This window comes from Draconibacterium halophilum (assembly GCF_010448835.1).
GTDB lineage: Bacteria > Bacteroidota > Bacteroidia > Bacteroidales > Prolixibacteraceae > Draconibacterium > Draconibacterium halophilum.
Genome location: NZ_CP048409.1, coordinates 3485548 through 3501609, shown reverse-complemented (window position 1 = coordinate 3501609; position 16062 = coordinate 3485548). Strand labels below are relative to the sequence as shown.

At 40.7% G+C, this 16062-nt stretch carries 16 protein-coding genes; 4 read left to right on the top strand and 12 right to left on the bottom strand.

The window, feature by feature from the left end:
- Window positions 1-77 precede the first annotated feature (77 nt).
- From G0Q07_RS14075 to G0Q07_RS14060, 4 genes are all read right to left on the bottom strand, one after another.
- Window positions 78-437: a hypothetical protein gene (locus tag G0Q07_RS14075; protein ID WP_163347207.1), complete on the bottom strand. Its 360-nt coding sequence runs from the start codon at window positions 435-437 to the stop codon at window positions 78-80.
- 34 nt (window positions 438-471) lie between these two features.
- Entirely contained in the window at window positions 472-1389 is a 918-nt protein-coding gene (locus G0Q07_RS14070) for a mechanosensitive ion channel family protein (RefSeq protein WP_163347205.1), read from the bottom strand.
- 72 nt (window positions 1390-1461) lie between these two features.
- On the bottom strand, window positions 1462-3681 hold the full coding sequence (locus G0Q07_RS14065) for an amino acid permease (protein ID WP_163347203.1): 2220 nt from the start codon (window positions 3679-3681) through the stop codon (window positions 1462-1464).
- A gap of 65 nt (window positions 3682-3746) precedes the next feature.
- Complete coding sequence (locus G0Q07_RS14060; RefSeq protein WP_163347195.1) at window positions 3747-4097, bottom strand: thermonuclease family protein; 351 nt, start codon at window positions 4095-4097, stop codon at window positions 3747-3749.
- A 187-nt stretch (window positions 4098-4284) separates the two neighbouring features.
- On the opposite strand from G0Q07_RS14060, the gene G0Q07_RS20815 reads away from it, so the two are divergent.
- Together G0Q07_RS20815 and G0Q07_RS20380 are read left to right on the top strand one after the other, a co-directional pair.
- Window positions 4285-5121, top strand: coding sequence for an SLC13 family permease (locus tag G0Q07_RS20815; RefSeq protein WP_203532551.1), 837 nt, complete (start codon window positions 4285-4287; stop codon window positions 5119-5121).
- Window positions 5115-5828, top strand: a complete 714-nt coding sequence (locus tag G0Q07_RS20380; RefSeq protein WP_203532550.1) for an SLC13 family permease — start codon at window positions 5115-5117, stop codon at window positions 5826-5828. Before G0Q07_RS20815 ends, G0Q07_RS20380 begins: the two co-directional genes overlap by 7 nt.
- 2 nt (window positions 5829-5830) lie before the next feature.
- Here the strand turns inward: G0Q07_RS20380 and G0Q07_RS14050 are convergent, their stop codons facing one another.
- The 5 genes from G0Q07_RS14050 to G0Q07_RS14030 form a co-directional block, all read right to left on the bottom strand.
- Entirely contained in the window at window positions 5831-6529 is a 699-nt protein-coding gene (locus G0Q07_RS14050) for a hypothetical protein (protein ID WP_163347193.1), read from the bottom strand.
- Window positions 6530-6531: 2 nt separating this feature from the next.
- Window positions 6532-6876, bottom strand: a complete 345-nt coding sequence (locus G0Q07_RS14045; RefSeq protein WP_163347191.1) for a hypothetical protein — start codon at window positions 6874-6876, stop codon at window positions 6532-6534.
- Between the two features lie 72 nt (window positions 6877-6948).
- Window positions 6949-7842 carry a 3'(2'),5'-bisphosphate nucleotidase CysQ family protein gene (locus G0Q07_RS14040; protein WP_163347189.1) on the bottom strand — a complete coding sequence of 298 codons (894 nt, stop codon included), beginning with the start codon at window positions 7840-7842 and terminating at the stop codon, window positions 6949-6951.
- A 62-nt stretch (window positions 7843-7904) separates the two neighbouring features.
- Entirely contained in the window at window positions 7905-8885 is a 981-nt protein-coding gene (locus tag G0Q07_RS14035; RefSeq protein WP_163347187.1) for an oxidoreductase family protein, read from the bottom strand.
- Between the two features lie 100 nt (window positions 8886-8985).
- Window positions 8986-10407: a monomeric [FeFe] hydrogenase gene (locus tag G0Q07_RS14030; protein WP_163347185.1), complete on the bottom strand. Its 1422-nt coding sequence runs from the start codon at window positions 10405-10407 to the stop codon at window positions 8986-8988.
- Between the two features lie 269 nt (window positions 10408-10676).
- Here G0Q07_RS14030 and G0Q07_RS14025 point away from each other — a divergent pair, with 269 nt between their 5' ends.
- Window positions 10677-11891, top strand: a complete 1215-nt coding sequence (locus tag G0Q07_RS14025) for a serine hydrolase domain-containing protein (RefSeq protein WP_163347183.1) — start codon at window positions 10677-10679, stop codon at window positions 11889-11891.
- A gap of 10 nt (window positions 11892-11901) precedes the next feature.
- Window positions 11902-12774 carry a 3-keto-disaccharide hydrolase gene (locus G0Q07_RS14020; RefSeq protein ID WP_163347181.1) on the top strand — a complete coding sequence of 291 codons (873 nt, stop codon included), beginning with the start codon at window positions 11902-11904 and terminating at the stop codon, window positions 12772-12774.
- A 70-nt stretch (window positions 12775-12844) separates the two neighbouring features.
- Here G0Q07_RS14020 and G0Q07_RS14015 read toward each other — a convergent pair whose 3' ends face one another.
- The 3 genes from G0Q07_RS14015 to G0Q07_RS14005 all read right to left on the bottom strand — a co-directional run bounded on the left by G0Q07_RS14015 (window position 12845) and on the right by G0Q07_RS14005 (window position 15843).
- The gene (locus G0Q07_RS14015) at window positions 12845-13966 is read right to left on the bottom strand and encodes a serine hydrolase domain-containing protein (RefSeq protein WP_163347179.1); all 1122 of its coding nucleotides are present in this window, start codon (window positions 13964-13966) and stop codon (window positions 12845-12847) included.
- A gap of 102 nt (window positions 13967-14068) precedes the next feature.
- Entirely contained in the window at window positions 14069-14809 is a 741-nt protein-coding gene (locus G0Q07_RS14010) for a LytR/AlgR family response regulator transcription factor (RefSeq protein WP_163347177.1), read from the bottom strand.
- A gap of 17 nt (window positions 14810-14826) precedes the next feature.
- Window positions 14827-15843: a sensor histidine kinase gene (locus tag G0Q07_RS14005; RefSeq protein WP_163347175.1), complete on the bottom strand. Its 1017-nt coding sequence runs from the start codon at window positions 15841-15843 to the stop codon at window positions 14827-14829.
- Window positions 15844-16062: the final 219 nt, after the last annotated feature.

Here is a 16062-nt window from a genome sequence, read left to right as displayed (position 1 = left end):
ATGTATAACTATCTATTTCCGGAAATGTTTTGTGAGAATGGGAATTTAACAGAATTTAATTGTAGCAAGTGTAGCAGTTATTCTGATTTGGGAATGTTAAACTGGTCGTTCACCACAAGATTAAAGCCCAGTTGTTCTGCTTTATCCACATCATTATTATTTATTTGAACAACAATTAAGTTACCGGTAGAACAAAAGCAGGCCAGGCAAAACGGGCCTGTGTCGTAAGTAACTCTGTTTACTGAATACACAGCAATGTTGTGGTCTTCAAGATATGCTGTTACAGCGTGTTTATATTCGCCGGTGCTTTCGTAAAAATCGTCCCAGCCATTAGCACAGCCTGTTTCAACAATATCCAATTCAATGCCTTTTTCATCGTTATCGCAGGCAGTAGTAACAAAAATGAGTAGCAAAAAAGAAAAGATAATCCGGATCATAACAGCAATTTTATAATAGGACGGTTTTGCCGGGTTAATGGTTGCTTGGCGGCGTTTCCATTTCTTCGCTGGCTTTATAAAATCGTGTAGTAGGATAAGCGAATTGTATATCGGCTTCTTTATTAAATGCTTTGAGAATTTCTTGCCAGATTATATTTTCCGATCCCCGCCGTTGCCTTGGATTGCAGAGGTAACGAATGGTTAAACAAACGCCAAAATCAATCACCTTAATGTACACAATGGGAGTGAGGTGTTTGTAGTAGATCAGGTAATTTTTGCTGGCCTCGTGGATTTCTTTTTTCGCTTTTAAATGAACATCTTTTGAATAATCCTGAATGATCTTTTCCAAAAATGATTTTGCCTTTTCCCAGTTGCTTTCGAAAGTAACAACCACTTTTGTTTCATTCCAGATGTACTCAAAACCGGTGCTGAAATTGGCCTGCGGTTCTAGAAAGACCTTGCCGTTGGGTAGGTGGATAATCCGGCCGGTGCTTTGGTCGGCGTCTACCCAGTTGCCAATTTCAAGAATGGTAAACTGGAAGGAACGAATGTCGATAACGTCGCCGGTATGCGGCCCAACTTGTATGCGGTCGCCAACAGTAAAAGGTTTTCGTACCAAAATAAAAAACCAACCGGCCAGATTCGTAAGCGGGTCTTTTAATGCAATAGCAATACCAGCGGTGAATAATCCAAGAAACGTTCCGAATTCTTCAAACGCATGAATCCAAACCGCACTGATTAAGACTATTCCCGTAAAAGGAATAATAAAAGAAAGATTGCGTCTCCACTGGTAGCGGATTTTAACGGTTCGTGTTTGCCGCCAAACAATGCGTAATATCACCAGGCGGATGACAGAAAGAAGGATCACGATTAATAGAGAGATGAGTATTTTGTGCTGAATGTTAACACTCAAGCCTGTTTGGTTAGTAATAAATTCGTTTATTTCCCTCATCAAGAATCAAATTAGCATTTAGCGGAAGTTACAAAATATTTTGTTTTGTTCAACTATACGGTTCGGTTCGTGTTACTCAATCGCTTTCTGCTCTTTCGAGTGAACGAACAAAATAGTTCCCAGATCATCGTAACCGGCAAAAGTGTTTTCTTTCTCGTGTTTTACCATTTCTTCCCGCAGTCCAATCAGAATCAAGCCGGCATCTTTCGATCCTTTGTTTATAATTGATCGGGTAGACACCTCGTCGGTGCGCTGAATGATCTTTATATTTTTTTCGGTAATTGGCATTCTTCCCGACAGCACCAGTTTTTTCATTTCGTCTTTTGATTGTTTTACTTCATTTTCATGACAAACCACAAAAATTTCGATGCTCGTCTTCTTTAAATCGGGGTGTCCCAGCAAAATAAAACTGAGCAGAATCATCAGGTTGGCATTCTCTGTGTCGAAGGAATTAATCCAGATGTGGATGCCATTCTGAATTTTCATCTTTTTTGGAGAGGACGCCAACACGCAAATATCAAAATCGCCACTGTTTACCAGCGGGAAATTCTCTATAATTCTACCCAGGTTATCGGGTTTTTCTTTGTTGTATTCAAAAATAACCATGTTGTTTTCCATTCCCGCAATCCCCGGAATTTGTATGGCCTGTGCAATTGCCGAAGTGTACGATGGCGAAATAATAGTATCGATGTAAACGTAGTTCTCGTCGTCGTCAATTTCTTCAATCATTTGGTTGAGCACCTGCTCGGCACGGTCAACGGTTTTGGAAGAATAATAACCTTCGATGAGGTGTAGAAAAGTGCCAAACCCGTATTTGTGCGAAATCCAGCTAAGCAGCTTAAAAGAGAAGTTGTTATGCGTAGTTTTATCAGAAATACAAATGGCACTGGGGCGCCACTCGTTTTGTTTTACCATTTTTTTACGCTTTTGTAAATGCACCTGAAGCTTGCGGTTTAATTGAAAAAGCGAGTTGGCAAACAGCGATGCAAAGTCTTTTCGGTGTTTGTGGTAATGGTTAATGTACAAATAGATCAATGTCATGGCGGCGGCAGATAGCAAGGCGTATGAAGTACTTATTTTAAACATCACCCAAATAGAAACCAGGAAGCCAACCAGCGAAAGGTACCAGCGTGAGCGGAAAGTGGGCCGATATGATGGCGATGCGCCAAAATGATTCAGAAAAGAGATAAGGCACAACGATCCATAGGTAACCATAAAAAACATGGAGATGATAGAGGCTACGGCATTTACATCGCCAAGAGCCACAAAAACAAAAGCAATGGCCACCGTAATTATGGATGCATTTCGGGGTTCGTTATCGGATGTATTTCCTTTAGCGAGCCAACGGTTAACTCTTGTCGAAGGAAAAGCATGATCGAGGGCCAGTGCCTGTAACGTACGCGGGGCTACCATTACCGAGCCAAGTGCAGATGAAATTGTTGACGCTGCAAGTCCGAGCGGTACGATTACGGCGCCGGCAATAGCAATTTTGCCCATTATCAGCTGTTGTTCCGTTAAATCTTGTATGGAGGCCGACATGGTAAGTTTATAAACAATAAACACGTAAATAATCATGCCGGACACCGTTGCCAGAAGTGTTCCAAGGGGAATTGATTTAGACGGATTTTTCAGGTCGCCTGATAACCCAACTCCGGCAGTCATCCCCGTAAATGCCGGGAAAATAATGGCAAAAACAACAAAGAAGCTTTCGAAATTCCTGAACTGATCTCTGGAAAAAGGTTGACTTGCCGATTGTGAAAATTCGGTCGATCCAAGAAAGAACATTATGATGGAAACAAACAAAATGGCCACCACAAAATAGAGCGCTTTAACTCCCAGGTTTGCTCCTTTTTTAATAATAAGAGCAGCCAATCCCGCCATTACCGGCAAGCTAATTACCTGCCGCGGCAAAATGAAGTCATATTTTTCCGCCAGTAGATTAAAAAAGAACTCAAAGGCCTCGGTAAAAGCAATTACATAAAAGGCAACACTTATGGCCTGCGAAAAGAATAGTGCAATGCCGATTGTGGCGCCAATATTCAAGCCGAACGAGCGCGAGATGATAAAATATTCTCCACCGCCTTCAACACGTTTGTTGGTGGCAATTTCTGAAATGGCGAGCGCTGTGGGAATGGTTACCAAATGTCCCAAAAGGATGATGAGGATAACTCCCCAAAAGCCCAGAGTGCCCAATGCATATCCAAAACGCAGGAATAAAATAGCACCTAGAATTGTAGAAATGGCCGTTAGAAATACCGGAGCCGTTCCAAATTTGTTACTCTGTGTCGTCATAAATATTGTTTACAAATCTGCGTTGAAAAGATAGAATGTTTTTTTGTTATTTGTGTATACTTGAATCAGTATTCTACATATTTGGCATAACCTTTTTCCACCAGCTCATCGTTAAGGGCTTGTTCTTTGTCTGGCAGCCGGATAACACCGATATAACGGCCAAATTTGCCCACATCTTTATCGGTTTCAACAATTATTTCGTTGTTATTGTTCGAAATGCGTTCAATAACAAATGCTTTGGCTTTCATGCCCTTTTTGTATTCTTCCGATTCCCTTTTTACATTATAGGTTTCCGGGGTGTTTATGCCACGAAGGCGAATGCGCTGAAAAGTGGTGATTTTAAACCCAAGATCGATTACCAGGTCGATGGTGTCGCCATCAACCACTCGTTCAACTGTTGCTTTGTATGTGTACATATCTATGTGTTTTGTTCCATTCAAGATACGGATTAGGAAGTTAATAAAGTAGTTTCTTCTATACATTTTCGTTACTGAAATAGGAAAAGCTGCTTGTTTTGCTTAGCATTCAGTCAGTTGATTCTGAAATATGCTTTTTGTTTAAGTCGTTGTGTTATACTAAATTCGGAGAACTAATTCAGCTAAAATGCCTAAGTTAATCAGATCGAAAACTACCGGAATACAGCAGTGGGCTTTGGTTCTGGCCCCGTTGATCAGCTTGTTTGTTATTCTTTTTACCGATCTCGATCCTCAGAACCGAAATGTAACCTACTGTTTTGCCATTGCCTTGTTAATGGCGATTTGGTGGATTACAGAGGCTATCCCGCTGGCAGCGACCGCTTTGTTGCCGGTGGCGCTTTTCCCTTTGTTTGGAGTGGTTGATGGGAAAACCATTTCTGCCATGTACTTTAATCACCTGATTTTCCTGTTTATTGGTGGGTTTTTAATGGCCTTTGCCATGGAGCGTTGGAATTTGCACCGGAGAATAGCATTGCGGATTTTGATTGTTGTTGGTATTAGTCCCGGGCGAATTTTACTGGGATTTATGCTGGCTACATCTTTTTTATCGATGTGGATGTCGAATACCGCTACTGCAATGATGATGGTACCTATTGCACTTTCTATAATATTTAAACTGGAGGAAAGCCTGGGAGAAAAGAAAATAGAAAAGTATTCCATTGGGCTGCTTTTGGGAATCGCTTATTCCGCATCGATTGGTGGTGTTGCAACATTGGTGGGCACGCCTCCCAACTTGTCGTTTGCCCGAATTGTAAATATCATTTTCCCCGAAATGACAGAAATTTCTTTTGCCGACTGGTTTATTTTTGCACTTCCGGTTACGGTGCTGTTATTTCTATTGGCCTGGCTTTTACTTTTTGTGATGTACAAACCCAAAAAAGACTGGAAAAAATTCACATCAACCAGTTTCGCGAAGAATACAATGCACTCGGAAAAGCAAAACCCGAGGAGAAGATCGTGCTGATATTATTTACTATTCTGGCTTTTTTATGGATCTTCCGTTCCGGGTTTTCTATCCAATCGCTGGTGGTTCCCGGGTGGTCGAAATTGTTTGAAAATCCTTCCTACATTAACGATGGAACTGTGGCTATATTTATTGCGCTTTTGCTTTTTATCATTCCTTCAAAATCCGAAAAAGGAGAGCGGATAATGAATTGGGAAACAGCCCGTAAAATTCCCTGGAACATTGTACTTTTATTTGGCGGCGGTTTTGCCCTGGCACAAGGATTTGTTGAATCGGGGCTTTCGGTATGGTTTGGTGAGCAAATGGCAGGCCTTGCCAATGTACCACCCATTGTGCTTACTTTTGCCAATGTTACCATGATGTCGTTTTTAACTGAACTAACATCAAACACGGCAACTGCCGAAATGATCTTACCCATTCTTTCAGGGCTTTCAACTGCCATTGAAGTAAATCCGTTGTTGTTAATGATTCCGGCAACATTAGCGGCTTCACTGGCTTTTATGTTACCGGTTGCGACACCTCCCAATGCCATCATTTTTGGCACCAATCGTATCCGGGTGAAAGACATGGTTAAAACCGGGATATTGCTGAACCTGGCCGGAATAATTGTAGCTACTCTGGTAATGTATTTCTGGGGTGTGTTGGTGTTTGATATTGATGTGTCTGTATTTCCCGATTGGGCAGCAGCTGTTTCTGTAATTAACTAATATTAATAATTTACTTTTCCGAAGCCCAAACGTTTGGGACCAAAATCATACTGAAGCGATGAAAGTCCGAGTGGGGTCATGCCTACAACAAATGGTTTGCCGCGGTATTCAAAATAAAACATGGCATAACCGTGTTCGTAAAAAACAACATCTCCCACTTCAGGCGATGCGCTTGTGGGAAGTTCGTTTCGCAACTGGTAACGGTTTTGTGCCTGAACTTTTGTTTTCGAATGTCGGTTGATCATAAACGACGCAAAACTTGGCGAATCGAAACCGGTTTCCGGCGAATTGCCCCCCAGTTTCCAATTTACCTGCTCTTCCTCAATCATACGACGAATTGCAGATAACATTTCTGCTTGCTTAGGATGTCTTGAGTAGAGTTCTTTGTCAACTGCAAAATTAAACTCGTAACGCTTATTTTTATAATTAACAGCCAGTTCCATAACTTTTCGCATTTCAGCAATGCTGTCGGCTTTCTCGCTGATAATTGTATTAAGATTAGTTATATTTTCCTCCAACGCGCTTTTTTCTTGTTTGAGAATTGTAACTTCTTTGCCGGCATTTTGAATGGCCAAATACGAAACCAGGATTAGAATTACTGTAAGAGCAAGCGGAATAGACGAATAAGCAAACATGCGCTTTCGTGCCTTTTTTTCCTCGGCCTGGAATTTATTTAATATTTTGTCGCTTTGATTTTCCATGATCAGCCAACTACGTTTTTTTCGATAAACTTCCAGATCAGATCTTCAAGTTTCTTTTTGTCTTTGCCACTCGAATGATTGTACTGATCAGATAATTCATTAATCAGTTTAATCTGGTTGCGTCTGTCGATAATTTCTTTTATCGGAAAAGCACATACCGATGAAACCAAAGTGCCGGAGATGCTTACAAGGCTTTTTAGTTCGTCGGGAAAGAAGAGGATATTGAGAGCGTTTAGCAGTATGATTAACAGACCTGTAGCTATGATAACAACAGCAAAACCAACCCGAAAGCGTATGGACGATTTATAGGTCGAAATAATCTTTTGTATGTACAGATCAATGTCCATGGTGATTTAATGGTAGCTACAAGTTACTCAATAAATCAATGTAAGGCAAGTCGGAAGCAAAAAAGAAGACAATTAAGTATTTTTAGCTAGTATTGGATTTCCCATGATTATTTTAGCAATCAATTGGTTTGAGGCGTACAAAACTCCGCGGTGGTTCATAAAGGTAGAATCGCTCCGATTCAGATCGAGAGCGCTGCCATTGAAACTTGTTGCCGGAGCACCAAGCTCGTTAAAAATACAAGCTGTTGCTGCAAAATCCCAAAGGCTACCACCTCCTGCGGTTGGTTTTGGGATTTTGAAATAACAACCCGGTGCCTGCTCGAGTGTCCAAATGGCGTTTAAAACTGCACCGGCCTGTTTTTGTATTTTCAGTTGGTTAATATTTAGCTCAGTCAGTCTCTCCTCCAGGCCCAAAATAAATTCATTGAAATAATCGAATTCTAGAAAAGTCCGATCTATGTGAAGGGTGAACGAATTTTTCCCTTCCAGGTCAAGGTTGGGTTGCCAGGCCACATCGTTTTTAAAAGCTCCCTGGCCATTTATTGCATGATACAGATTTTGTGTTGTAGGATCGAACACGACTCCAATTACCGGCTTCCCCGATTTTGAAACCAATGCGATGGAAACGGCATAACCGGGTGTTTTTTCGGTAAAAGCCAATGTGCCGTCCATTGGATCGATACACCAGAAATAGTCTTTTTGAAGACGGCTTTTATCGTCAACGCTTTCTTCGGTTAGTAGTGCCAGATCGTACTTCGAAAGGGTAGGAGATAGCACTTCCAGTATTATATTTTGTGCTTTTACATCTACTTCGGTAACCACTTGCGAGGCCAGGCTGTCGGCAGCTTCTTTATTCTTTACGCTTACTTCTTTTGTGGAAAACTCGCTGATTAGCAAACCTGCTTTTTGGGCCGCCTTAATGGCAAGTAGACAAAGTGTGTTTAAGTCGGTGATTGATAATTGCATAGTTTGATTGAAATGTTTACTCTAATTATTGAGCCTTAAAGTTAAACAAAGCAAGCACAAAACTATATCGAAAGCTGTTCAATTACTTCGCGCGAAACACGTTCACTGTACGAATTGATTTTCCAGTGCCCGGGATGCCAGCCTTTTAAAAATCGGTGAAAATCGGCCCAGGCGAAATGATATAAATTACGCCAGTCGGCTTCTAGCGCATCGCCATCAATAGTGGTATTCTTCTTTCGAAGTGCTTCACGCAGATGAGAAAAATAGATGTCGAGCAATTTCCCTTCGTATTTCTCACAGTCGTTTTCGCTCATGCAGCTGCCAATAAAATAAGCCAGGTCTTTCATTCCGCAACCACCGCCAACATATTGAAAATCGACAGCTGCCACATTCTTTCCATCGTTTGAAAAACAGAAGTTGGCCAGTTTGGCATCGCCATGCACCAGCGTTTGAAAAGGACTTGCGCTCAGTTTTTCATCAATAGTTAAAGCGGCATTTTTTAAGGGCTGGTCGTCCATTGCTTCCAGCTCTTCGGGGCGGGTTTCCAGGTGCCAGTAGGTGCCGGTTTCCCACAAACCCTGTGGCTTTGTTTCCATAAAAGTTGCATGAAAATTGGCCAGCCAATGCAGACAGGCTCCAATATTATCCCAGTTAACAGAGGAACTTAATCGTTCAGCGAATCCGGAGCTGTCGAGGTCTTCAAAAACCATTAAAACTTCGTTGCCCTTTGTTTCCAATGCAAAACATTGTGGTGTTTTGCAGTCATCGTCGCACTTCGCATTAAACGACTTGTACCACTGCGTTTCCACCTTGTACGATTTTAATTTCCGCTGATGCGAAAGATCGGTGTTCCAACCGCGTGGATGTGATCCTCCTTCAGGCAGGTTTACATGTTTTACCACCACACTTTCAAGTTCACAACCTTGCAATCCAAAACGTACGATCTCGCCGTAGCCACTCCACAAACTTTGAATGACTTCAATTTCGTATAGGCTTTCGGCTCCTGTTGATCGTAAAATTGTATTTTGAAAATGTTTATCCATGTTTTCCTTTCTTTGTCATTTCGAAGGAGGAACGACTGAGAAATCTGTTTCGATTGACAGCAGATTTCTCACCCTCATTCTTCGGGATTCGAAATGACAGCTATTTAAGGTTCGAATTAAACAATTTGCGGTTACCTGCCATTTCACCCAGCGATGCCGGTCCGTTAATACAACCACCCTCACAAACCATTACTTCTATAAAGTTTGCCGGTGCTTTTCCACGCGCATAAGCTTTCATCATACCAACGGCTTTTTTATCAACACCGTTTATCATCAGTTCTTTAATATTTGCTTCGGGGCGTTCAGCTTTAACGGCTGCTGCCACACCTCCCGAGAGTGCAAAACCACGATCAAGTGTTTTTTTATTGTGGCGGTTTTCGTTATCGGGCAGTCCACCCAGATCAATATCCAGTCCAACGATAAGTGCATTCAACTCTTCAAACGACATTACATGATCTACCTTTTCGTTGCGTCGGGCTTCTTTGCGTTTACCGATACATGGCCCGATGAAAACCACTTTCGTTTCCGGGTTTTTTTCGCGTGCCATATCTGCGGCATACATCATTGGCGATGGTGTGTCAGAGACAAAAGGTTTTAAGCCTTTCACGTGCTTGTCAACTGTCTCCACATAACTTGGGCAACAACTGGTAGTCATAAACGCTGCACCTTCGTCCATGCGTTCCAGAAATTCTGCCGATTCGTGTTCCACCGTTAAGCGTGCGCCGTCGGCAACTTCCACCACTTCGTTAAAACCAATTTCTTTTAGCAGACTTTCAATTTGTCCGGTTGAAAGGTTGAACTGACCATGAATAGCCGGTGCAAAAATCGCTGTGGTGTGTTCTTCCTTGCGGATGCACATCAGAATATCAATAAGCTGACTAACCTCGAAAATACTGCCAAACGGACAAGCGACCATACATTTTCCGCAGTAAATACATTTATCATCGTCAATGCGTTCAACACCGTATTCATCTTTTGAAATCGCGGCAACAGGACATGCCGCTTCGCACGGAATGGGAACATGGATAATGGCGTGGTACTGGCATTGTTTCTGGCAAATACCACAATTAATACATTTTCCCGAGTCGATTTGAGCCTGCCCATTAACCATTCTTACGGCGTCTTTTGGGCAGTTCATCATACACGGCCGTGCAACACAGCCACGACAAAGGTTACTCACCACGTACTGCGCTTTTACACAGCTGGTACAGGCTTCGTCAACCACAGTCATTGTTTCTTTCTTTAATTGGTTCCGGTTTTGGGCATTTTCGGCATATTGGCTCAAAGGCGTTAGTTCGTCTTTTTCGTCGTCAACGGTAAAGCCAAGCAAGGGAAATAGTTTGTATTTTATCACTGCCCGCTCTTTATGAATGCAGCAGCGGTGCTTTGCTTCGCTTCGTTTTGGAGCCATCAGGATAGGAATTCGGTCGATTTCTTCAACCAGCTTACCATCGGCAAAGAGTTTGACGATTTGTTTTAATAAATCTCTTCTGATAATCAGTGTGTTGCTTGTGTATCCCATGATGCCATTATTTTTTGACGCCGCAAAAGTACTGCCTTTTTTATGTTCCGCAACATCTTTGTTGTGAATAGTTGATGCTTGTTAAGCCAGAGTTAAAACGGAAGACGATGCGCATGGCAAACCTGTAACAAAAAGCTTTGCTTGTAACACTATTTAAGTAAATTTAGCCAGTGATGACAAATTACGGGCAGCATTTTATATTTTTGAAGATATCCGGGGTGCTTCAATCTACCGTACTAAGGAATAAACTAACAATAAATAAAAATTATATGAAATCAATTAAAGCTTATTTCCCGCTTTTATTAGTGCTTGTTTTGGGTTTTACAGGGTGTACTTCAACCAAAGAAGAGCAGAAAACAAATACAGGTATGCTTGCTGATTCACTGGCATCAGCAGAGAATCTTATTCAGCAGTATATTGATGAGGGTGAGTTAGCAGGTTTTTCTGCGCTGGTAATTAAAGACGGTGAAGAGGTTTTAAGAATGAACAAAGGCTATGCCGACAGAGAAAATGAAATTTCTATTGAACCCAATACCATTTTTCGAATTTTTTCCATGAGTAAACCGATTACGGCAGTTGCTTTGATGACTTTGTACGATGAAGGGCGATTTGATTTAGATGATAAAGTATCGGATTACATTCCAAAATACGCCGGTATAAAAGTATACACGCCCAACGATAATGGTTTTAGCTTGGAGGAACAGCAACCCGAAATGACGATTCGCCATTTACTTACTCACACTTCCGGAATTTCTTACGGCTGGAATCCGACCTATGTTGATTCGCTTTACCGCGTAAATAATGTTAGTGGCTGGGACGGAAAACTGGAGGATAAAATGCTTTTATTGGCTGATATGCCGCTAAACTTTCAACCCGGCACCCAATGGATGTACGGACTTTCGATTGATGTAGCCGGTTACCTCGTGGAAGTAATTTCAGGACAGCCTTTCGATGAATACCTTCAGGAGCACGTTTTTGGACCGCTAAAAATGGACGATACCGGATTTTATGTGCCGGAAGAAAAACACGATCGCTTATGCAATTTATATAACCAGGGAGATGATAACAGGCTTCAACCAGCACAAAAAGGCTTTGCAGACGCATTTAAAGAACCGGTAACACTATTTTCGGGGGGTGGAGGCCTTGTTTCAACTGTTGATGATTATGCCCGTTTTTGTAAGATGTTGCTTAACGGTGGTGAACTGAATGGAGCCAGAATTTTGAAACCGGAAACCGTAAAAATGATTATGAGTAACCAACTTCCTGAAACTGCAAGCTACGAAAATGGCAACATGGGATTTGGACTGGCCGGAGCTGTTGATTTTGAAAGCGGAGAATACAGTTGGGCAGGGATGGCTTCTACAAACTTTTGGATCAATCCTACCAACCAGCTAATAATTATTACGGCAACACAGATATTGCCAAGTAATTATGGGTATGCAAACGAGTTCAAATCAAAAATCGACAATTCGTTAACCAAATAATAATGAAACTATGGAGCTGAGAAATTCAATCATAATATTCCTTTTTACTTTTCTATTCTTATCCTGTAATACGGCTGACGAATGGGAACTGTTAATGGATAATGATCTTTCAAAATGGGATACCTATTTAAGTTACAAACATAAGTTGGGCTACAATGGAGAACAACCAAAGGATGCCGACGGGAACCTTATTTCACCCATTGGATTAAATAAAAAGGGCTACGATGTATTTACGGTAACAGAAGATAATGGTGAAGAAGTTATTAAGATCAGCGGTGAAATTTATGGCTGCCTCATAAGCAAAAAAGAATACGCTAATTATCACTTGCGAATGAAAATGAAATGGGGCGATAAAAAGTTTGATCCGCGTAAAAGTCTGCTGAAAGATTCAGGTATTTTATATCATTCCATTGGGTCGCTGGGAGCCGAGTATTGGCGCACCTGGATGTTGTCGCAGGAATTTCAGGTAATGGAAGGCCACCTGGGAGATTACTGGAGCCAAATCACTTCAGCAATCGACATCCGAGCATACCTGCCCGAGTATATTATGAATCCGGTTGCCGATGAAAGTCAACCCTTCCTGCCGATGGGCCAGAGTGAAGAAATACAAGGATTTTGCCTGCGAAGTGGAAATTATGAAAAAGCGCCGGGGGAGTGGAATACCCTGGAACTGATTTGTTACGACGGGAATAGCATTCATATTGTGAATGGGCAGGTGGTAATGATACTGCGTAATTCGCGCTACATTAAAGATGGTGAAACTTTGCCGTTAGATAAAGGAAAAATACAGCTACAAAGCGAGGCTGCCGAGGTGTTTTATAAGGATATTGAGATAAAAGAACTGGACAAAATGCCGGAAGATTTTGCCCAGTATTTCAATTAGTTATTCACTTCTTATTTCTGTATAAGCAGTTAATATAAAAACCCCTGTATTGTTCGTGGAAAAGACGATTCTATTCTTCGGCTTCTTCCGTTTTTGGCAGAAAAATATGGGCCAGTTTGAATACCGGAGAATTGGCTCGTTCCTGAGTTAGGTTTGTTGTAAGCGCAATAATCAGTTCTTCATCAGGGTAAATAAGCACTGCAGAACTACCTCCATGCACAAAACCTTCGCGTCCGTAGGCAATATTTCCCTCGCGGTCGTGAAGAATAATCCACCCGTTGGCAAATTGCGATTGCTGATTGTTGTTCAGCATTACGGGCTCAAAAAGATGAGCGCGGGTGCTGTCGTTGAGGTAATCCGAGGAGAGGTAAATATTTGTGAGTTTTACCAAATCTTCGGCACTTGATAAAAGCCCGTCGGATGGAGCTCGCCAGCGCATGTCAATGGTTAATGCATTTGTCACCTGTGCAATCATATTGTGATCGTAAAAATCGGTACGTCCTTTTATTGTAGCAAAAGGATTATCAGGAGCGGTATTTTCAAAATGCAGCGTGTCGGTTACATACTCTTTAAGTAAAGTGTTAAACTTTTTCCCTGATGCTTCTTCCATAATGGCACCAAGTAGGTTAAAGTTTAAGCGGCTTTCTTGTTGAAAGTTTCCCGGTGGTGCCATCAATTCATCATCCTGAAAAATTTCCAGTCCTTTTTGTAGCGAAACATTTATGCCCCGCCACTTGCTTTCGCGGCTATTTAACTGCCTTATTCCTGAAGTATGATTCTTTAGGTTATCCAAGGTGATGGGAAGTCTTTTTTTCGGAAATTCAGGGAGATAATGCTGAATTGTAGAGTCAGGAATGAGCGTGCCATCTTCCACCATTTTTAGGTAAATAAGCGTGGTATAAAGTTCGGATAAGGAGCCGATACGGAATTTTGTATCGCGGGTGGTTGATACCTCAAGATCTTTCGAGGCCAGACCAATACCTTCCGAATAGATAATTTTTCCGTTTTTGGAGATGGCGATTTGTGCCCCCGGAATAAAATTATTCCGCATGTAAAAAGAAAGTTCTTTTCTAACTTGTTTTATTTCTTCAACGTACTTTTTGTCGTACAAAATACTGGTGTCTGCTTTTTTACAGTTTGTTAGCGTTACAACAATAAAAAACAAAATAAAAACTTGAATTCCTCGCTTCATTTTTACTCAGGTTTTAGTTTTAAAAGCAGCTGCAAAAATAAAAAAAATGAAAATGTTTGTGCGTGAAATTTTGTTAAAAAGGCGTCTATTAGTCCTCGTTACTTAAAGAAAATTCTTTTTCTGAAGCAGGTTTTGAAAAGCGATTTTATACGTGCTGCTCACCGGAATAAGTTTGTCTTTTATTTTGATTGTATTGTTTTCGATGTAGTCTATTTTATCAATTGAAATGATATACGATTTATGTACGCGAATAAATTTCTGATCATCCAGCAATTCCTGCATTTTTTTGAAATTCAGGAGGGTCATAATCCGACTGTCCTCGGTGTGAATTTGCAGGTAATCGCGCTGTCCTTCAATGTATAAAATCTTATCGTAATAAACTTTAACCGTTTTATTCCCCGATTTTATAAAAGTAAATTCAGGGTGCTCATTATTTTCAACTGGTTGTTGCCGGGTTGGCATCGGAGCCTGATTATTCTGGTCTTTTAAAAAGCGTACATAAACTTTTTCGGTGGCTTTTACAAAACGCTCAAAAGGTATGGGTTTCAGCAGGTAATCAACAACGTCTAACTCGTAAGCTTTCAGGGCATATTCATCAAAAGCTGTTGTTAAAATAACGTATGGCGGATCTTTTAAAGTCTCAAGCAACTGGATGCCGGTGAATTCGTCCATCTGAATATCGAGAAAAATAAGGTCGACTTTGTTTTCGCGCAGAAATGAAAAGGTTGACAGAGCGTTATCGAAGGTGCCCATAAGGTTCAGATAATCAATTTTTTCGGCAAAACGTTCTATCTTTTTTAAGGCCAGAAGTTCGTCATCAACAGCTATACAATTCATTTTCATAGGAAACCTATTTTCGATTAAACCGGTACTTTTATATGCACATCAAATTTATCCATATCCTTTTTAATATCAAAAGTAAAATTGCTGCCATAAAGGAGTTTTAATCGCTTTTCAACATTTATTAATCCTGTTCCGGTGCCACTGTCTGGTAATTTGAAGGTGTTGCGTTTTACGAAATTCGAGGTACGTAGTTCAATCCAATTTGCATCTATATAAAAGTTGATGACTATACCGGGCGATTCTGATTGTTTATTACAATGTTTTACGGCGTTTTCGATAATGGGGATAAACAAAAGTGGCGGCACATATTGCGAGTTAAGTGCTCCTTTCTGTTCAAATTTTAAAAAATCAGGATCAGCAAAGCTTAGTTTTGCCAGCTCCAGATAGTCTTGAATATAACTAAGTTCTTTATCCAGTTTTACCATTTCGTGCGTTGATTCCTGCAGCATGTAACGCATGATTTTTGAGAGCAGAACGATGGCATTTGAAGCTTTTTCTTTGTCTTCAAAAATTAGTGCATCAATGTTATTCAAAACATTAAAAAGAAAATGAGGATTTACCTGTGAGCGTAAAATTCCTAATTCCGATTGAATGGTCTTACGCTCCAGTTCCGACTGGGTTAATTGAATATTGTAGGAATAGCTGAACAGCTTAAAAGCCGTGGCCGTGCCAATGATCATAAAATTATTCAGCAAGGCTGAAAACAGTTCTGCACTAAACGGGCGACGCACCACCCTAAACCCGAGCATGGGTTGGATATTCAGCTTTATATAATACGATATTGCAATGTTGAGTGCAATGATTATAGCAGTGCCTAATATGAAAATCTCAAAACGTCGCTTTTTAAATACAAAGCGGGGAATGAGGTATTCAATAACAATGTAAACACCAACAATGTCGATAGGGATATAGATGATGTTTATAAATGCTTTTATTTCAAATCCATACGACAAAAGGTACGGAACGGTATAAAAAGTAAATATAAATATCCAAAACAGGATGTGGTTAAGAACCCGGTACTTAAAAAATTTCATTGTAATGTTAAATGCTTTTCCAATACAATGGTACGCGATTTATTTGAATAAATAACTGATATTCTGCCAATAAGCCGATAATTTCGTCTAGTCTGTGTGTTTCGAAAGAATCAGAATTTTGCAGATTAGAAATTGCATTTTGCAGATGATTTAGTGTTATTCACTTATTGCCTGGCAAAATAAAAGCATCGTTCCAAAGAATAAAAGCAAAAGTATAAT